General features: G+C 70.3%; 16 protein-coding genes and 1 pseudogene. 11 read left to right on the top strand and 6 right to left on the bottom strand.

Annotated features, from left to right (window positions below):
• Nucleotides 1-56: 56 nt before the first annotated feature.
• Genes G3I71_RS36015 through G3I71_RS52990 form a run of 4 tightly spaced genes read right to left on the bottom strand, consistent with a single transcriptional unit; the run spans nucleotide 57 to nucleotide 5,264 of the window.
• Nucleotides 57-1,247, bottom strand: coding sequence for a TniB family NTP-binding protein (locus tag G3I71_RS36015; protein ID WP_164321535.1), 1,191 nt, complete (start codon nucleotides 1,245-1,247; stop codon nucleotides 57-59).
• Nucleotides 1,247-3,403: a DDE-type integrase/transposase/recombinase gene (locus G3I71_RS36010; protein WP_164321533.1), complete on the bottom strand. Its 2,157-nt coding sequence runs from the start codon at nucleotides 3,401-3,403 to the stop codon at nucleotides 1,247-1,249. Before G3I71_RS36010 ends, G3I71_RS36015 begins: the two co-directional genes overlap by 1 nt.
• A complete protein-coding gene (locus G3I71_RS36005) occupies nucleotides 3,400-4,161 on the bottom strand; it encodes a TnsA-like heteromeric transposase endonuclease subunit (protein WP_343243166.1) in 762 nt (253 codons plus the stop codon). The genes G3I71_RS36010 and G3I71_RS36005 overlap by 4 nt, the downstream gene beginning before the upstream one ends.
• Nucleotides 4,158-5,264: a TniQ family protein gene (locus tag G3I71_RS52990; protein ID WP_164321531.1), complete on the bottom strand. Its 1,107-nt coding sequence runs from the start codon at nucleotides 5,262-5,264 to the stop codon at nucleotides 4,158-4,160. The genes G3I71_RS36005 and G3I71_RS52990 overlap by 4 nt, the downstream gene beginning before the upstream one ends.
• Before the next feature lie 166 nt (nucleotides 5,265-5,430).
• Here G3I71_RS52990 and G3I71_RS35995 point away from each other — a divergent pair, with 166 nt between their 5' ends.
• From G3I71_RS35995 to G3I71_RS35965, 7 genes are all read left to right on the top strand, one after another.
• Nucleotides 5,431-6,603 carry an FAD-dependent oxidoreductase gene (locus G3I71_RS35995; protein ID WP_164321529.1) on the top strand — a complete coding sequence of 391 codons (1,173 nt, stop codon included), beginning with the start codon at nucleotides 5,431-5,433 and terminating at the stop codon, nucleotides 6,601-6,603.
• Nucleotides 6,604-6,662: 59 nt separating this feature from the next.
• On the top strand, nucleotides 6,663-6,968 hold the full coding sequence (locus tag G3I71_RS35990; protein ID WP_164321650.1) for a (2Fe-2S)-binding protein: 306 nt from the start codon (nucleotides 6,663-6,665) through the stop codon (nucleotides 6,966-6,968).
• On the top strand, nucleotides 6,952-8,367 hold the full coding sequence (locus G3I71_RS35985) for an NAD(P)/FAD-dependent oxidoreductase (protein WP_164321527.1): 1,416 nt from the start codon (nucleotides 6,952-6,954) through the stop codon (nucleotides 8,365-8,367). The genes G3I71_RS35990 and G3I71_RS35985 overlap by 17 nt, the downstream gene beginning before the upstream one ends.
• Before the next feature lie 93 nt (nucleotides 8,368-8,460).
• The gene (locus G3I71_RS35980; RefSeq protein WP_164321525.1) at nucleotides 8,461-9,360 is read left to right on the top strand and encodes a dihydrodipicolinate synthase family protein; all 900 of its coding nucleotides are present in this window, start codon (nucleotides 8,461-8,463) and stop codon (nucleotides 9,358-9,360) included.
• A 53-nt stretch (nucleotides 9,361-9,413) separates the two neighbouring features.
• Nucleotides 9,414-10,415: a proline racemase family protein gene (locus G3I71_RS35975; protein ID WP_164321524.1), complete on the top strand. Its 1,002-nt coding sequence runs from the start codon at nucleotides 9,414-9,416 to the stop codon at nucleotides 10,413-10,415.
• Nucleotides 10,416-10,451: 36 nt separating this feature from the next.
• The gene (locus G3I71_RS35970; RefSeq protein ID WP_164321522.1) at nucleotides 10,452-11,123 is read left to right on the top strand and encodes a GntR family transcriptional regulator; all 672 of its coding nucleotides are present in this window, start codon (nucleotides 10,452-10,454) and stop codon (nucleotides 11,121-11,123) included.
• A 139-nt stretch (nucleotides 11,124-11,262) separates the two neighbouring features.
• The gene (locus tag G3I71_RS35965; RefSeq protein ID WP_164321520.1) at nucleotides 11,263-13,359 is read left to right on the top strand and encodes a SpoIIE family protein phosphatase; all 2,097 of its coding nucleotides are present in this window, start codon (nucleotides 11,263-11,265) and stop codon (nucleotides 13,357-13,359) included.
• A gap of 17 nt (nucleotides 13,360-13,376) precedes the next feature.
• On the opposite strand, the gene G3I71_RS35960 is transcribed toward G3I71_RS35965, so the two are convergent.
• Nucleotides 13,377-14,765, bottom strand: coding sequence for a lanthionine synthetase LanC family protein (locus G3I71_RS35960; RefSeq protein WP_164321518.1), 1,389 nt, complete (start codon nucleotides 14,763-14,765; stop codon nucleotides 13,377-13,379).
• A 148-nt stretch (nucleotides 14,766-14,913) separates the two neighbouring features.
• Between G3I71_RS35960 and G3I71_RS35955 the strand changes: the two genes are divergently transcribed.
• Nucleotides 14,914-15,438: a MarR family winged helix-turn-helix transcriptional regulator gene (locus G3I71_RS35955; RefSeq protein ID WP_164321516.1), complete on the top strand. Its 525-nt coding sequence runs from the start codon at nucleotides 14,914-14,916 to the stop codon at nucleotides 15,436-15,438.
• Nucleotides 15,439-15,475: 37 nt separating this feature from the next.
• On the opposite strand, the gene G3I71_RS35950 is transcribed toward G3I71_RS35955, so the two are convergent.
• On the bottom strand, nucleotides 15,476-16,234 hold the full coding sequence (locus tag G3I71_RS35950) for a DUF4142 domain-containing protein (protein WP_164321514.1): 759 nt from the start codon (nucleotides 16,232-16,234) through the stop codon (nucleotides 15,476-15,478).
• A 156-nt stretch (nucleotides 16,235-16,390) separates the two neighbouring features.
• Here G3I71_RS35950 and G3I71_RS35945 point away from each other — a divergent pair, with 156 nt between their 5' ends.
• The 3 genes and pseudogenes from G3I71_RS35945 to G3I71_RS52790 form a co-directional block, all read left to right on the top strand.
• Nucleotides 16,391-16,885 (top strand): MarR family transcriptional regulator, encoded by a 495-nt coding sequence (locus tag G3I71_RS35945; RefSeq protein WP_164321648.1) that lies wholly within the window; start codon nucleotides 16,391-16,393, stop codon nucleotides 16,883-16,885.
• A gap of 148 nt (nucleotides 16,886-17,033) precedes the next feature.
• A complete protein-coding gene (locus G3I71_RS35940; RefSeq protein WP_164321646.1) occupies nucleotides 17,034-17,651 on the top strand; it encodes a DsbA family protein in 618 nt (205 codons plus the stop codon).
• 85 nt (nucleotides 17,652-17,736) lie between these two features.
• A pseudogene (locus tag G3I71_RS52790) lies at nucleotides 17,737-17,863 on the top strand (MBL fold metallo-hydrolase); the annotation flags it as partial.

Genomic DNA, 17,863 nt, shown 5'->3' with positions numbered 1-17,863 from the left:
CGCAGAGCGTGCCATTACGCCTGTCACAGGCGCCACGTCAGATGTCACTGGCTTCTTCAGGCGCTCCCGTCTGCTGCCGACGACTTCGTGCTCTGCTTGCTCCTGCCCTTCGCCGAGGTGCGGGACCGCAGTTCGACAACCTTGGCGTAGGCGCGTTCGTGGGCGTACGACAGGACGATGGAATCCATGATCTCCCTCGTGATGGCCTCGGTTCCCTGCTGAACGGCGCGTACCGCGCTGCGGCGGATGAGGGCATGGAGACCGGCGATGCTGCCGTTGGTGCGCTCGTGCAGGTAGCGCCAGTGCTTCCTGGTCAGACTCCCGTCCTCGTGGTTGTACAGGGCCAGTACCTTTTCCAGCGAGTGGATGACTCCGACCCACTCCAGGATGTGCTGTTCGCTGTCGAGGGCGAACGCGTTGAGTTCCTGGCGGCTGAATCGGCCGGCGGTCTGGGTCCTGGGGCCGCTGGACGGCGGAGACTTGACACGGGCGTTCCGTTTGACGGGTCCGGTAGGACCTCCCTCGCTGAGCAGAGGACTGTCCTCCAGGTCGACACCGGTGCCGATGATCGTGCATGGGGCGTGGTTGGCGAGGAACTTGATGTGATCGTTGGAGGCCCGCCCGTCCTTGAGAGAGCAGTCCAGGAAATGCAGGTCGTCGAAGATGATCAACTGAGTACCGCACGCCGTGAGCGCGGTCAGGACACGATCGTCGATCGTGTCCTTGGTGCCGCTGGTCGAGGTGCTCAGGTAACGGGCGATCGCTATGGAGATCTGCTTGGGCGTGACCTGGTCCGTGAGGGAGATGTAGACGACGGGGACATAGACCCCCAGCCGCTCAGGGGCAAAGCGTTCGGGGAAGTCCTCGCGAAGATCCTGCTCGAACTTCCGGCCGATCATCTTGACCAGAGTGGACTTGCCGACTGTGGGCGGGCCATCGATGAGCAGTCCGAGCCGAGCCCCGGGCGGAGCCATCTCGTTCGCGGCGAGCAGTTCCGTGATCTCCGTCTCGAAGTGCTGCACGGCCGGGGTCCAGGCCAGCACCAGGGCGCTGTGATAGCGATTGCGGTCGCGGTTCAGGCGACGCCGCTCCGCATCGTCTTCGTCCATCGCCGCGTAGACGTCGTACGGAGGAAGGCGGGGACGGGGCGGCGGTTCGTAGAAGACGTACGCGAACCAGTCCTCATTGGTGCGTGGTTCGGCCAGTCCCGGGTGCAGGCTTTCGGACCATTCCGGCGGCGGGGCCATCACGGTGCGTCGTCCTTTTCCGGATGCCCGCCCCACACCTCGTACGAGGGCAGAGCGTCGAAGTCGATCGTGAGCTCTTCCTCATCGCGTTCGGGCAGCGGTGGCACGGCCCGCAGGCGGGGCTCCTTGAGAGGGGCATCGGCGGCCGAGTCGACCAACTCGGTGCGGGACCTGTCCCGAGCCGCCACCCTGGCGCGCTCGGCGTCCCGGGCCCGTGCCCGTCGGGAAGGGGCGGTGGACGCCTCGGCGGCGTCCGTCCGGTTCTGCAGGTCCAACAACGCGGCCAGGACGGCTTCTTGATCCTGCGGTTCTCGGCCGCGTTCGCGCAGTTCCTGTTTGACCTGGCGCAGGGTGATATCGGTGAACGGCTCCAGGCCGGTCAGTGCGTGGGTCCAGCGCAGTGTGTGCCAGATGCCGGTGTAGGGGTCGTGGAAGTAGGCCTGTGTGACATCACGCGGGTCGTAACGGATGGGCCAGGTCCCGTTGGCTTGTGCGTACGGGGACTTGGTCCCGTTGTGGGCACCGAGGACCGGTGCGCTGTAGTGCAGATAGTCCTTCTGGATCCGGCGGTTCGTGATCGCGCACCAGTGGATCGGCAGCAGTTCGAGGAACAGGTTGGCGTCGCGCGGGGCGGCGATGTAGCCGCAGCGGTGAACGGCCATCCGGTAGGCGTCGTTCGGCGACAGCTTGATCTCCGGAAACCCCGGCAACACGAGACCCTTGTGCCGGCGGCGCTGGTAGACCGCGACGACGTACTCGGCGAAGAACTCCTCCAGTTCCTCGATCGTCCAACGGGCCACAGCATCGACGTCCCGGCCTCGATGCACCACATGATTGCCCTTGTAGCCGGCGATGTGTTCGGAGAACTGGCTCCTGATCGTCTTGAACGCGGCTTCGACCTGCGGCTTGTCGGTGGGCTTGTACTTGCGGGTGTCCTGGATGACGATCCCGTGGCGGCGGCACACGTTCTTCACCGCCTGTGAGGCGAACGCCTTGCCGTGGTCGATCACGATCTTCTCGGGGAACACCACCGGGCGGGCCGCAGCGGCGGCGAACCGCTCGTCCTGCGCGAGCAATGGCTCGCACGGCAGGCGCAGCATCCGGTGCCGTAGCCCTTCCGGCCAGCCTGGACGCATCGGCTCCGGAGTCATCGCGTCCGCGATCACCAGGCCCGCGTCCACCCCCTTCGTCCCCTTGGGGACCAGGCGCCACCCCAGCAGACTGCGGGTGCACACGTCGATGGCGATCGTGAGATCCACCGAGACGACGATGTCCTCGATCGGGTCGTAGGCGCGTACGTCCAACCAGCTGGTGTCGATCATCATCAGTTCGCCTGGACGGCTGGCGGTGATCGGTTGGTAGTGTCCGTCCGGCCGGTTCGCCACCGACTGGCGTGTCGTGGCCTGTCCAGTGGTGTAGCGGCCGGGCAGGAGAACGGCGACGTACCGGTTGAACGGCTTCTGTGACGGCATCTTCACCGTGCCTGAGCCGTGGGCGTCGTCCAAGCGGCGCTCCACCCGACGCCGCAGCCGGTTCAGGCTGCCGGTCGAGTCGTCCTCCTCCGTGACATAGTGCTGAGTGAGAATCGCGTCGATCAGCCGGGGATCCACTCCCGCCAGCGGATCCGAGGGCCGATGGGTGCGCCGGTCCACGAGCCCCCAAGGACCTTCTTCCCGCCACTGCCGCAGCCGCCGCCAGACCTGGGGCTCGCTGTAGCCCAGTTCCTGAGCCTTGCTCCGTACCCGCTGGGCCAGTGACACGTCGGGGGCGTACTCCGGCCGGGGTTCCCCGGGCAGTGCGTCCTTCGGATCACCGTTGCGATAGCCGGTGGTCATCTCCAGGAGATGTTCCTGGGCCCGCTGGAGGTCCTTCAGCTGCTTGTCGGTGAGCTTGTCGAAGAGGGCAGCGGCGTCCGGCCACAGTTTCCGTTCTGGATGGTCCCGCTCACTCGAGGGTTCACCCTCTGGGATTTCGTCGGCGTCGCAGGGACGGAAAGTCGGGTCCGCCAGGAGGTGTCCCACACCGATCACGGTCCACGCGCCGCTTTCTGAACGGAGCCGCACTCCGCCGTCGGTCACCCCTGTCACGGTGTGTACCTCGTCGTCCAGCCACAGCTTGGTCCCGTCGCGCAGCCGCATCCCACCTTTGGCGGTCATGCCCATGCCTCCGGCGTGGCCTTCACCAACGTGGTCTCGCGCAGCGCACGGTCCAGATCCGTGACGATCCGCCGGTGCCACATCAGGTGGTACAGCACCCCGCGAGCCAGGTCCGGGAACTCCATGAACCGCATCAACTCCCCGATCTCCACCGGCTCACGGGCCAGTTCCAGCAGGCGCGGCACGAGTTCCGCCCCCAGATGCAGCGGGCGCCGTGCGCTGGACAACAGATCGACATTCGCCCAGCGCTGCGCACTCGGCTCCGACACCATGGCGTAGTCCCAACCCAGCCGCTCGCACGTCCGCGCAGTGCGCTCCTCCTGCAGCTTCACCTTCGGATCGTCTCGCAGTTCGGGGTTCTTCACGTCCAGCAGCAGTACGCTTCCGTCTCGGCGACGCGCGAATACATCCGGCGTGTGCCCCCACGCCCCACGGGCGTCGATCGCGTCGAACTCCAAGGGCTGCGTGACGAACGCGGTGACCTGCGGGTCGAAGTCCAACAGCAGGAGCCACTTCGATTCCAGCACGCTCTCGTAGTCGACGAAGTCACCCCACTTCGCCACCCAGAACTGGCCCGGCATGTGCCCCTGGTCCCGGTAGCTGGGGATACTTCGCACCATCCGGCCGTCCTCGAACGGTACGTCTGAGGCCTCTTCCAGCCGCACCCGGTGTTCGATCCCGTCGGCATCGATGTACCGCACCCATATCAGGTCGATTTCTCGAACTGGCGACTCCGGTACCTCCGTATCACCGCTCACCGCGTGCTTCCTTTCCCCCACGGGCTCCTTGCCGAACGCCCCACCGGCACCTGCGCCGCCACTGCCGCCGCGAAAACCTCCGGCACCGGAAGCCGCGCCAACGGCCGGGCCGTGAAGCAGCCTTCTTCAACCGCCGTCCGCACCAAAGGTGCCAACCGCCGAGTCAACGCCCGCATGTCAGCCGCGGCCAGAAGAGGGGTCACCATCGTGAGAAACGCTGCTGCAGCTTCGGCCGAAGCGGGACCCCATCCAAACTGGTTCCGGTGCACATCGCGCTCGATGCGTTCATCCAGAAGGGCCCGGCCGCACCAGTCAGGCACGCTCGGTAGACGTCCTAAGATCCTGGGCAGTCCGAGCCGCAACAAGATCACACACGCGCGGAACGCCGCGAACCAATCTCCCGCAGACACGTTCACGCCGCCCAGCGAGGGGCAGGCCCGGCTGTACGCGGTGTCCAGCCAACGACGCTGCGCGTGGACCGTCCGCTTATCTGCCCGGCTCACGCGAACCGAAGGCAGCCACTGTGAACACGGTTTCCCGCGAACGGAATTCGCGCAGTACGTCGGAGGCCTGACCCACCGAGCCGGCAAGACCCGAGGCCGGTCCCCGCCCCATCGCAATATCCAACCGCACGCCGGACACCGATCCAGCAGCGTCACCTGATGCTCCGGGCACACCGCCGCGCACGACAGCTTCCACCACAGTTGCCACACCCCACCCGACGCCAGCAGGCAGCGCGGACAGGCCCGGCTGCCGTACATCTCTACCCACTCCCGGCTCGCCGACGGCCAGTGCGCTTTGCCCGCGGAGAGCACTGCCGCCACGCTCAGCGGCCCACCCTCGAAGACCGACAGGTGCATCCCGTCCACCGTGTCGCCGGGGACGCCCGTCGCTGCGTACACGGTCTGCCGGATCGCCTCATCACATTGCACTCCGAACACAGGGGGCCGGGCATTCGCATACACCCCTCGAAGGCCCAGCCCCATCAGGTCGGCGACCTCAGCCGACGGGCATCGGTTCACGCGAGCCATCCGATCCACCCACGACGCGAACGCCTCGTTCGCTTGCGGGGCCGTGACCAGTGCTAATCGTCGTGGAGGCATACATACACCCCTAGAAAGTGATCCAGGTCACTATCATTTAGGGCTCCATGCTATCAAGTGCACTATCACGTTGGGCTCCACACTCTCATTTCCAGCGTCCGCCCTCACAGGCGGGTCGAGCCTGGGCGTCCTTGGCGAGAATAGGAACATGTGACATTGTACTGACGTGAGCAAGCGACTGACCTGCGACGTTGTGGTCATCGGCGCCGGAATGGTCGGCGCCGCCTGCGCCCTGTATCTCGCCCGGGCAGGCCTCGTGACCCTGGTCCTCGACCGGGGACCGGTGGCCGGCGGCACCACCGGCGCCGGTGAGGGCAACCTGCTCGTCTCCGACAAGGAGCCGGGGCCCGAGCTGGACCTCGCGCTGCTCTCCGCCCGCCTCTGGTACGACCTCGCCGCCGAGCCGGGCATCGGTGGCGCTGTCGAGTTCGAGGCGAAGGGCGGGATCGTCGTCGCCTCCGACACCGAGGGCATGGCCGCGTTGACCGCCTTCGCCGACAGGCAGCGGGCGGCGGGAGTCGAGGCCGAGGTGGTCGACGCAGGCCGACTCGCCGACCTGGAACCGCACTTGGCCCCAGACCTCGCGGGCGGCGTCCGGTACCCGCAGGACTGCCAGGTGATGCCCTCCCTCGCGGCCGCACAGGTCGTCCGGGCGGCCCGGCGGGCGGGAGCCGAGCTGCGCACCGGCACGGCCGTCACGGACATCCTGCGCGCGCCGGACGGTTCCGTGCACGGCGTACGGACGGCGGGGCACGGCGACATCCACGCCCCGGTCGTCATCAACGCGGCCGGCACCTGGGGCGGCGAGGTCGCCGCGCTGGCCGGGGTGCGCCTGCCCGTGCTGCCGCGCCGCGGCTTCGTCCTGGTTACCGAACCGCTGCCGCCCGGCACCGTCCGGCACAAGGTGTACGCCGCCGACTACGTCGCCGATGTCGCCAGCGGCGACGCCGGGCTCCAGTCCTCGGCGGTCGTCGAGAGCACGGCCGCGGGCCCGGTACTGATCGGGGCCAGCCGTGAACGGGTCGGCTTCGACCGGACCTTCTCCCTGCCTGTCGTGCGCAGACTGGCCGCCCAGGCGACGGCGCTCTTCCCGGTCCTCGGCACGGTCCACGCGATGCGCGCCTACCTGGGCTTCCGCCCCTATCTGCCGGACCACCTGCCTGCCATCGGGGCCGATCCCCGGGCGCCGGGGCTGTACCACGCGTGCGGTCACGAGGGCGCGGGGATCGGGCTCGCGGTCGGTACGGGCCACCTGATCGCACAGTCGCTGACAGGCCTGACGCCCGACCTCGATCTGACGCCGTTCCGCCCGGACAGGTTCGCGGGGGAGGAGCGGTGAGGAACGTGAAGAGCACGAAGCGGGTGGAGAAGGCGGAGAGGGTGGAGAAGGTGAAGGAAATGACTCCGCTGGAGCTGGCACGGGCCCGGCCCGGACCCCCGTTCACCGTCACCGTCGACGGGGACGGGACCGACGCACTGCCCGGTCAGACCGTTGCCGCCGTGCTCTGGTCCGTGGGCATCACCTCGTGGCGCCGCACGCGGGGCAGCGGTGCGCCACGCGGGATCTTCTGCGGCATCGGGGTCTGCTTCGACTGCCTCGTCACTGTCAACGACCGTCCCAACCAACGGGCTTGCCTCGTCCCGGCCGCACCTGGCGACGCGATCCGCACCCAGGAAGGCACCGGCCATGACGAACTCGGGTAGGGCCTCTCTCGCGGTGGTCGGCGCAGGTCCGGCAGGCCTCGCCGCCGCGCTGACGGCGGCCGACCGGGGCGTCCGGGTCGTGCTGCTCGATGCCGGCGCGCAGGCGGGCGGGCAGTTCTACCGGCAGCCCGCGGCGGCGCTGAAGGCACGCAGGCCGCAGGCCCTGCACCACGCCTGGGGCACCTGGAAGAAGCTGCGGGACCGGCTGGCGGCGCATGTCGCGGCGGGCCGGGTCACGCACCTGACTGATTGTCATGTGTGGTTCGTGGAAGGGGAGTTCGGAGGGGGTGGCGGCTTCGGTGTGCACGCCCTCCTCGGTCCCGGGCAGACCGGGTCGCAGACCGTCACCGCCGACCCCGCCCTCCTCGCGACCGGCGGCTACGAGAAGGTGCTGCCCTTCCCCGGCTGGACCCTCCCCGGTGTGGTCACCGCGGGCGGCGCGCAGGCGATGCTCAAGGGCGGCCTCGTCCTGCCGGGCCGTACGGCGGTCGTCGCCGGAACCGGGCCGCTGCTGATGCCGGTCGCGGCGGGCCTCGCGGCGGCGGGCGCCGAAGTCGCCGCGTACGTCGAGTCCACGCACCCCGCCGACTTCGTACGGCACACGGCGACGCTCGCCGCCAACCCGGCGAAGGTCGCCGAGGCGGCTCGTTACGCGGCCCAACTGCTGCGCCACAAGGTGCCGGTGACGGTACGTCACGCCGTGGTCGCGGCGCACGGCACCGACCGCGTCGAAGCTGTCACCGTCGCCGCCCTGGACACCCACGGCCGGGTACGGCCGGCCACCAGGCGGCGGATCGCCTGCGACACCCTGGCCGTCGGGCACGGCATGCTCGCGCACACCGACCTCGCCGAGACCCTGGGGTGCGCGATCGACGCCACCGGGGACCCCTTCGTCGTCACCGACGCCGAGCAGCGCACCGACGTCGAGCGTGTCTGGGCGGCGGGCGAGGCCACCGGCATCGGGGGAGTGGTGCTCGCGCTGGCCGAGGGCGAGATCGCCGGACACTCGATCGCCGCCCGGCTGAGGGGAGTCGAGCCACGCCCCGCCGACTGGGAGACGGCCGCCCGGACCCGTACCCGGCTGCGGAAGTTCTTCGCCGCCCTCGACACCGCCTACGCCCCGCCCGCGCACTGGGCGGAACAGGTCACCGACGACACCGTCGTCTGCCGCTGCGAGGAGGTGACGGCAGCGGAAGTCCGGGAGGCGGTCGTGGAGTTGGGCGCGACAGATCTGCGGACCGTCAAGCTCCTCACCCGCGCCGGCATGGGCTGGTGCCAGGGGCGGATCTGCGCGCCCGGCGTCGCCGGGATCGCGGGCTGCCCTGCCGGCCCGGCGAAGCGGCCGTTCGCCCGTCCGGTTCCGCTGGGCGTGCTGGCGCAGGAGCCCGAACACCCCTGAAGCACAAGCCAGTTGCCACCCCGCACCCCGCACCCCGCACCCCGCACCCCGCGCCCCTCCCCCCGTACAACTGATCCGAAGGTCGAGGCACCCATGAGCACCCCCACTCCCACCCCCGTCTGGCGAGGCGTCCTCGTCGCCACCGCGTTGCCGTTGAACGACGACCTGAGCGTCAACTTCGAGGCCTACGCGGATCATTGCCGCTGGCTCGTCGAGAACGGCTGCGACGGCGTCGTACCGAACGGCTCGCTCGGCGAGTACCAGGTGCTCACCGCCGAGGAGCGGGTGAAGGTCGTCGAGACCGCGGTCGCCGCGATCGGCGGGGACCGGGTGATGCCGGGCGTGGCCGCCTACGGCTCCGCCGAGTCCGCCCGCTGGGCCGCGCAGGCCAAGGACGCCGGCTGCGCCGCCGTCATGCTGCTGCCGCCCAACGCCTACCGCGGCGACGAGCGTTCGGTGCTCGCGCACTACGCGGCCGTCGCCGAGGCCGGTATCGACATCGTGGCGTACAACAACCCGATCGACACCAAGATCGACCTCACCCCCGAACTGCTCGCCCGACTGCACGCGGCCGGACACATCAAGGGCGTGAAGGAGTTCTCCGGGGACACCCGGCGCATCTACCAGATCCAGGAACTGGCCCCGGAACTGGACGTGTTGATCGGTGCCGACGACGTCCTGCTGGAGCTGGCCACGGCCGGAGCGGTGGGCTGGGTCGCCGGTTACCCCAACGCCCTGCCCCGGGCGACCGTCGAGCTGTACCGCGCGGCCGTGGCGGGCGACCTTGCCACCGCCCTGCCGCTCTACCAGCAGCTGCACGCGCTCCACCGCTGGGACTCCAAGGTCGAGTTCGTGCAGGCGATCAAGCTGTCGATGGACATCGTCGGCCGGCACGGCGGTCCCGTCCGTCCGCCGCGCATGCCGCTGCTGCCGGAGCAGGAGAAGGCGGTCCGCGAGGCCACCGAGAAGGCCGTCGCCCTCGGCCTCGCCTGAGCGACAGCACGCCGACCCGAGTCCACCTGAGTTGACCTGAGAGGATCGCGATCATGCGCAGCAAGCTCGTCCTGCACGCCGTCGACTCGCACACCGAGGGCATGCCGACCCGGGTCGTCACCGGCGGTATCGGCACGATCCCCGGCGACACGATGAACGAACGCCGGCTGTGGTTCCGCGAACACCGGGACGACGTACGGCACTTCCTGATGAACGAGCCGCGCGGGCACCCCGCCATGAGCGGGGCGATCCTCCAGCCGCCGACCCGGCCCGACTGCGACTACGGCGTCGTCTACATCGAGGTCTCCGGCTATCTGCCGATGTGCGGCCACGGCACGATCGGCGTGGCGACCGTGCTCGTCGAGACCGGCATGGTCCCGGTCGTCGAGCCGGTCACCACCATCCGCCTCGACACCCCGGCCGGGCTCGTCGTCGCCGAGGTGGCCGTGGAGGACGGCGTGGCGAAGGCGGTCACGATCCGCAACGTGCCTTCGTTCGCTGTGGAGTTGGACCGCAAGGCGACCCTCGCCGACGGTCGCACGGTGACGTACGACCTTGCCTTCGGCGGCAACTTCTACGCCATCCTGCCCCTCGACGAGTTCGGCCTGCCCTTCGAGCGCGAGCGGAAGGACGACATCCTCGCCGCAGGACTCGCCCTGATGGACGCGATCAACGCCGACAGCCCACCCGTACACCCGGAGAACCCGACCATCAACGGCGTTCACCACGTCTACCTCGCGGCCCCCGGCTCGAACGCGATCCGGTCCCGGCACGCGATGGCCATCCACCCCGGCTGGTTCGACCGCTCGCCCTGCGGCACCGGCACCTCCGCCCGGATGGCCCAGCTGCACGCACGCGGTGAACTCCCGCTGCACCAGGACTTCCTGAACGAGTCCTTCATCGGTACGTCGTTCACCGGGCGGCTCGTCGAGAGCACGGAGGTCGCCGGACGCCCCGCCGTGGTGCCCACGATCACCGGCCGCGCCTGGATCACGGGCACCGCCCAGTACCTGCTGGACCCGGACGACCCGTTCCCGGCCGGCTTCGTACTCTGACACCGCACCATTCGAGATCCACCCAGGAGAACTCCCATGGCCGCTCAGCGCACCGGCCCCGCCCTGCCCAGCATCGGCGGGCCGCGGCCCAGTTACCGGGCGAGCGTCGCCGACGCTCTGCGGGCCGCACTCGTCGCCGGTGAACTGAGGCCCGGAGAGGTCTACTCGGCGCCCTCGCTCGCCGCCCGCTTCGGCGTCTCGGCGACCCCGGTGCGCGAGGCCATGCTCGACCTCGTGAAGGAGGGCATGGTCGATCCCGTACCCAACAAGGGTTTCCGGGTCACCACGGTCTCCGAGCGGCAGCTCGACGAGTACACCCACATCCGGTCGCTGATCGAGATCCCGACCACCGTCGGCCTCGCCGCGACCGCCGATCCCGTCGCCCTGGAGGCGCTGCGCACGCACGCGGAGGAGAGTGTCGCCGCGGCGGACAGCGGCGATCTCATCGCCCATGTCGAGGCCGACCGCCGCTTCCACCTCGGTCTGCTGGCCCTGGCCGGCAACGAGCACCTGGTCGAGGTCGTCGGCGACCTGCGCAAACGGTCCCGCCTGTACGGGCTCACCGCACTGGCCGAACGCGGCCTGCTGAAGTCGACCGCCGAGGAGCACCTGGAGATCCTCGACGCGCTCCTCGCCCGGGACGCGGAGCGGGTACGGACCGTGATGACCCGGCACCTGGGTCATGTCCGGGGCGACTGGGCCCATTGAGCCCCACCCACCCCTGCTGAACCGCTGAACCGGACCGCTGATCCGCCGAACCTCTTCCACGAATGGCGTACACGAACTCCCCGTGCGCGTTCGGACGTGTTCGGTTGTTGCCGTCCGGGCGGGGGAGGACACTGGATCCATGGCCTCCGAGCGCGCTGACGACGACCATCAGGACGGACCTGACCTGGTGGAACAGGCGTTTCGGCAGGCGTCGTTCTCGATGTCCGTCTTCGACATCGAGCAGCGCTACCGGCGGCTCAACGACGTGGCCTGCCAGGTGATGGGCGTCCAGGAGGACGTGCTGCTCGGCCAGGTCTTCCCGTACGGCGTACCGGCGGACGTCGAGCAGCTCGGCATGCTGGCGGCCCTGCGGGACGTGGCCGAGACGGGCAAGCCCACGCACTACGAGAGCTTCACGCGGGCGCCCTCCGGGATCCGCGAGCACGCCTGGAACCTGGAGCTGTGGCCCGTCCGGGACGCCTCGGGCGAGGTGTGCGCGGTCGGGATGGCCGCGTTCGACAGCAGCGAGCAGCACTGGGCGCGGCAGAGGCTGGCGGTGCTCGACGAGGCGGCCGTCTCGATCGGCACCAGTCTGGACCTCGACCGTACCGCCCAGGAACTCGCCGACCTGGCCGTTCCCCGGTTCGCCGACTTCGCCAGCGTGGACCTGCTGGAGGCGGTCATGCGTGGCGACGAACCCGCCGAGGCCGGTCCGGACGGCGAGGTCGTGCTGCGCCGCCTCGCCCACGCCACGGGGACGGCATGGGTGCCCGGGGCCGTGCTGGGCCTGGGCACCACCGACACGTACCCGCCGTACTCCCCGCCCGCCCGCGCGCTGCGCACCGGGCAGCCGGTGCTCAGCCGCAGTGGCGCCCCCGACTTCGACCGGTGGATGGCGAGCGCGCCCGTACGCGCCCAGAGCCTGCGCGGAGTCGTCGTCACCTCGCTGGTGGCGGTGCCGCTCATCGCGCGCGGTACGACACTCGGGGTCGCCGTCCTGCTGCGCACCCGGCCCGACGTCTTCAACGAGGACGACTTCGTCCTGGCGAGAGAGCTGGCGAGCCGCGCCGCCCTCTGCGTCGACAACGCCCGCCGCTACACCCGCGAGCGCACCACCGCCCTCGCCCTCCAGGAGAGCCTGCTGCCGCGCGGCCCCTCCCGGCAGTCGGCGGTGGACGTCGCCTCCCGTTATCTGCCCACCGACTCACGCGCCGGCGTCGGCGGCGACTGGTTCGACGTCATCCCCCTCTCGGGCGCGCGCGTCGGTCTCGTCGTCGGAGACGTGGTCGGCCACGGCATCCAGGCGTCGGCCACCATGGGCAGACTGCGTACGGCCGTCCAGACGCTCGCCGACGTCGACCTGCCGCCCGACGAGCTGCTGGCCCACCTCGACGACCTGGTCCTGCGCCTCGGCGCGGACGACGACAGTGCCACCGGCGGCGACCGGGTGGCCGTCGGCGCCACCGGGGCGACCTGCCTGTACGCGGTCTACGACCCGGTCTCCCGCGAGCTGGCCGTCGCCAGCGCCGGCCACCCCCCGCCTGTACTGGTCCTGCCGGACGGCGAGACCCAGGTGGTGGACGTCAGCGTCGGGCCGGTGCTCGGGGTGGGCGGTCTGCCCTTCGAGACCACCGAGATCCAGCTGCCGGAGGGCAGCCTCGTCGCCCTGTTCACGGACGGGCTGGTCGAGGCGGCCGAGCCCGACCCGGACCTTGCGATCGCCCTGCTGGCCCGGACCCTCGCGGACGGTCACAGCGCGCACGCCTCGCTGGAGGACCGCTGCGACCAGGTCCTGTCCGCCCTGCTGCCGAAGCACCCCGCTGACGACGTCGCCCTGGTGCTGGCCCGCACCCGCGCCCTGGACGCCGGCCATGTCCGCGTCTGGGACCTGCCCGCCGACTTCGAGGTGGTCGCCGAGGCCCGCAGACGCGCCGTCGCCCAGTTGGAGCAGTGGGGCCTGGAGGACGCCGCCTTCGTCACCGAACTGGTCGTCAGCGAACTCGTCACCAACGCGATCCGCTACGGCGCCGACCCGATCCAGCTCCGGCTGATCCACGACCGTACGCTCATCTGCGAGGTCTCCGACGGCAGTTCGACCTCACCGCATCTGCGCCGGGCCAGGATCTTCGACGAGGGCGGCCGGGGTCTTCTCCTGGTCGCCCAGCTCACCACCAGCTGGGGCACCCGGCACACCAGGACCGGAAAGACGATCTGGGCGGAACAGGCACTGAACTGATCCCGACCGCCGGGGGCTCATGAAACGGCCGCACCGCCCGTCGTACGCAGCCGCTCCGGCACCGCCCACCACTGGTCGGGCCGGTCCACCACCGCCGCGTCCGGCCCGGTCTCGACGAACCGGGCGAGCCGGAAGAGATACGCCGCGATGCCCGCCGCACCCTGCATCCACGCGGTGCCCGGCGGCAGCAGCGGGTGCTCCTGGCGGTGTTCGAGGAAACGCCAGCGGGCACCCGCCCCGTCCCTGATCGCCCGCTCCACCAGCGCGTCGCCCATCACACGCGCCGCCCGCACCAGGCTCTCGGCGTCGGCGGTGTCCGTGTCCGAGTCCCCGCAGTCCTGCGCCGCGTCCAGGAGTACGTCGCCCACGCCCGCCGTGCCGCAGCATCGGCCGTCGTTGTCCCAGAAGCCGGGGCGCAGGCGCTGCGGGACGCCCGAGGTGAGGATCGAGGTCATACAGCGCTGCCGCAGCTCGCCGACGCCCAGGCCCGACACCTCAGCCACGCCCGCGTGCGCCAGCGCCGAGAACAGGTGAGAGGTGCCCGTCGGACCGTGGCACCAGGTGTACGTCACCGGCTCGACCTCGCGCTTCGACGGCGGGATCGAATGCGGAACGACGAAGCCGCCGTCGTCCAACTGCCCAACGGACAGAACGTGTTGGGCTCCCAGGACGGCCGCCTCGACGAAGTCCCGCCGGCCCAGCGCCGCCCCCGCCACCGCCAGCGCCGAGGCCACTCCGGCGGTGCCGTGGGAGTAGTTCGGCGCCCGCCACTCCGTGGTCGCCCCGATGCCCCAGTCCAGGCCGGCCTCCGTACGGTCCGCCACCCGCAGCAGCGCCTCGCAGCCCGTCGTCGCGATCGGCTCCGCGAACTCGCCGCCCGCCCAGACGGCGGTCAGCACCACACCCGCGGTGCCCATGATGATGTCGTTGAGGGGCGCGTCCGATCCGGCTTCGAAGCCGACGGTGGTCCGCCAGCCGTCGGGGCTCGCCAGCTCGGCCAGCCGTCGCAGGGCGACCGACTCCGTGCCCGGCGCGAGCAGCCTCAGCGCCGTCACGTCACCGGACAGGCCGTCGTACAGCGAGGGTTCCGTCCGGGTTTTCGCCGCCGCCGACAGCCTGGTCACGATCCCGGCCGCCAACGACCGCTCCCGGTCGGTCGGTTCGCGGTGGCGGGCGATCTCGGCCAGCACGGGGGCCAGGCCGGCGATCCCCCCGTACAGACAGTCACGGTCCTTCGCGGGCGTGGGGTCCGGACCGTCCTTTGCCGCGTCCTCGGCCACCGTCTCCGGCAGCCACGGGCCGTCGTCCTCGCGGACCTGGTCCAGCACCCACGACCAGGCGGCCTCGCCCAGCTCCCGGTACCCGTCGTACGTACTCTTCGCGTCGCTTGCGTCGCTCTCCGGCACCCGGTCACGCTACAACCGCACGATCACCGCCGGAAGGCGCCCACCTGCGACGCCGCGATGCTCCTGCCCCGTCCCCACGGTCATGGGTAAGGGAAATCTGTTCCCATCGCGGGCGGGAAGGTTCACTTCGGCACGGTAGAAAGGACCCATGGCGGAGCGCGAGAACCCTGCGGGGGACATGGACGATGTTGACGCGGTGACCCGTGCGGTGCTGACCGCGTCGCGGCTGCTGGTGGCGGTCTCCGCCCGTTCCCTCGCCGAGGTCGAGGAACGCGTGACGCTCCCGCAGTTCCGGATGCTGGTCGTCCTGTCCACGCGCGGTGACACCAAGCTGGTCACGCTCGCCGATCAGCTCCAGGTGGCCCCGTCCACCGCGATGCGCATGATCGACCGGCTGATCGCGGCAGGCCTCGCCGAACGGCACCTCAACCCCGACAACCGCCGTGAGACGCAGCTCGGCCTCACCGAGGAAGGACGTCGTACGGTCGAGGACGTCACGGCCCGGCGGCGGGCCGAGATCTCCGGGATCGTGGCACGCCTGGCCCCGGCGCAGCGGGCCGCGCTCGTCGAGGCGCTCACCGCCTTCAGCGAGGCGGGCGGCGAACCCCCGGCCCCGGCGGCGGGCGACACGGAGCCGCACCCGCTCGGCTGGGCGGACAGCGCGATCGTGTGACGTCGTCCAGGGCGGACGGGATCCGAGCCGAGGTCTCTCAGCCCGCTGACGGCGACGGACTCGACGGTCCCGTGGGTGCCGGTGCGGCCGTGTGGATGTTCAGGTCCGGGCGCGGGGTGAGCGCGAGCATCGGAGCGCCCTGCGGGGGCGGCGGCGGGGTCGTGTCGTCCTTGGGCAGTTTCGGCGGCGTGCTCTGCTGGAAGTTGACCTGGTCGATGTTTACCAGGCCGGTGTTCTCCAGCACCGTGATGTGGTCGAGGACGGTGTCGTTGGCCAGGTCGGCCAGGGCGCGGACCACGACGTTCCTGGTGGTGGCGCGGGTCTTGGCGATGACCGGGAAGATCTGGCCGTGGGTCACTCGCATGATGGTGACCGCGGTGGAGTCGAACTCCTTGCCGGCGGCCGCGTCCGCGGTGGCCACGAACTGCTGCTGTTGCGGCGACGCCAGGTTGGGCAGGACGACCCCGAGCTCGGGGGCGAACCTGCGGCACATGTCGTCCAATCCGGCGTGACCGACGATCAGGTGCTTGCCGGCCTCCCTCATCTCCACGGTCGTGCCCCGCTCCATCGCCATCTCGCCCAGCGGGTACTCCCACAGCCCCGCCGCGCGCACCTTGACCACGAAGTCCCGGTCGGCCTGGGTCAGCGGTCCGTAGCGGGTGTTGGCGATCACGCGGTCCGGTGAACTCGTCGTGTTCTGCACTCCGAGCATGGCGGGATAGGCGAGCGCGGTGAGAGTCAGACCCAGAGCGCCGAACACGAACACGTTTCCCACCTTTTTGGCCGAGATGGGCATGGGGGCCTCCTGGTGTGAGCGGCTCGTACGCCAGGAGGTACGGGAAGGAGACGACTTTCAATCATTGCGCAGAGCAAAGTTTGCACTCTGCCAAATCTGTTTTCGCGGCATGATCGGTGGATGGCAGCTGTAGAGGACGAGAGTGGTGGCCGCGACGTGGCTGGGCGGGCGGAGATCTCGTCGCCGCTGGAGGCCGCGAACGACGCGCTGGTGCTGGCGTTCGGGCGGTTGCAGGGTGCGGCGAACCGGCTGGAGTACATCCTCGGCCGGTCGCTGGAGCAGGAGTGCGGCATCAGCCACCTCATGTTCGAGGTGCTGCTCATCCTGGGACGGGCGGGCGAGCCCGGGCTGTCGATGCGGGCCGTCGCTCAGGAGCAGGTGCTGACCACGGGCGGTGCGACGCGTCTGGTGGACCGGATGGCGGCGGCGGGTCTGGTCGAGCGTGCGGAGGATCCCGACGACCGGCGCGGCCGGCTGGTGCGCCTGACCCCGTTGGGGGAGGAGACCGCCGTGCGGGCGTCCCGGCTGCACGTGGAGAACATACGCCGCTATTTCATGGCGCCACTGCCGCCCGAGCACCGGGAACGGTTCGCCGAAGACCTGCGCATCCTCAGCCACTCCGCGCGGGACGAGCTGCCCCGCCTGCCCTGAGGTCGCGGGCGGGCATGTGTGGGGCGGGGGGTGTGTCGGGCGCCACGCGAGCGGGACATGCGCGAGGAAATATCTGACAAGTCAGTTACTGTTCTCTCAGGTGAAGCGCTCGCACCCGGTGGGCGCCACACCCCTGCCGAGGTCCTTGATGAAGCTCGTCTATGTCTTCGATGCCTATTGCGGCTGGTCGCACGGTTTCTCCGGAACGTTGGGTGAGGTTGTCTCGCGTCATCCGGATGTGCCGGTGGAGGTGGTGTCGGGTGGCTTGTTCACGGGGTCGCGTCGGGTGCCGGTGCGGGAGTTCGGGTACGTCCAGGGTGCGAACGCGCAGATCGCGGAGCTGACCGGTGCGGAGTTCGGTGCGGCGTACGAGGTGCTGGTCGCCGACGGTTCGTTCGTGATGGACTCGGAGGTCGCCGCGCGCGGGGTTGTGGCTCTGCGTCAGGCCGCGCCCGCCCGTGCGGTGGAGCTGGCCGTGGCGTTGCAGCACGCCTTCTACGTCGAGGGTCTGAGCCTCTCCGACCCGGCGACCTACCGGAAGGTCGCCGGGGCGGCGGGTCTGGACGCCGATGCGGTGGTGGCCGCCTTCGAAGGGCCCGGGGTGCGGGTGGCGGCCGGAGCCGACTTCCACCGGGCAGCCTCGCTGGGCGTCACCGGCTTCCCCACCCTGCTGGCCGTCGACGGCGACCGGGTCACCGTGCTGGCCCGGGGCCGCGCCACCGCCGACGAGGTCGACCGGCGGCTCGCGACTCTCCGTACCCCCTGAACCTTCCCCCTCCCTGTCGTCCCCGTCCCCACCCTCCCCTTCGCCCCGCTCAACCCCCCTCTCTCCCGCTCGCAAGGAGCTTTCGATGAGTGCTCTGTCCTTCAAGGTCCTGGATCTGGATTTCCCGGCCGGCAGCAAGAACAAGACTGCGACGCTGGTCACCGGTGAGAGTGAGGCGCTGCTGGTCGATGCGGCGTTCACCCGTGCCGACG

Source organism: Streptomyces sp. SID12501, assembly GCF_010550245.1.
Taxonomy (GTDB): domain Bacteria; phylum Actinomycetota; class Actinomycetes; order Streptomycetales; family Streptomycetaceae; genus Streptomyces.
This window is presented reverse-complemented; position numbering and strand designations above follow the sequence as displayed.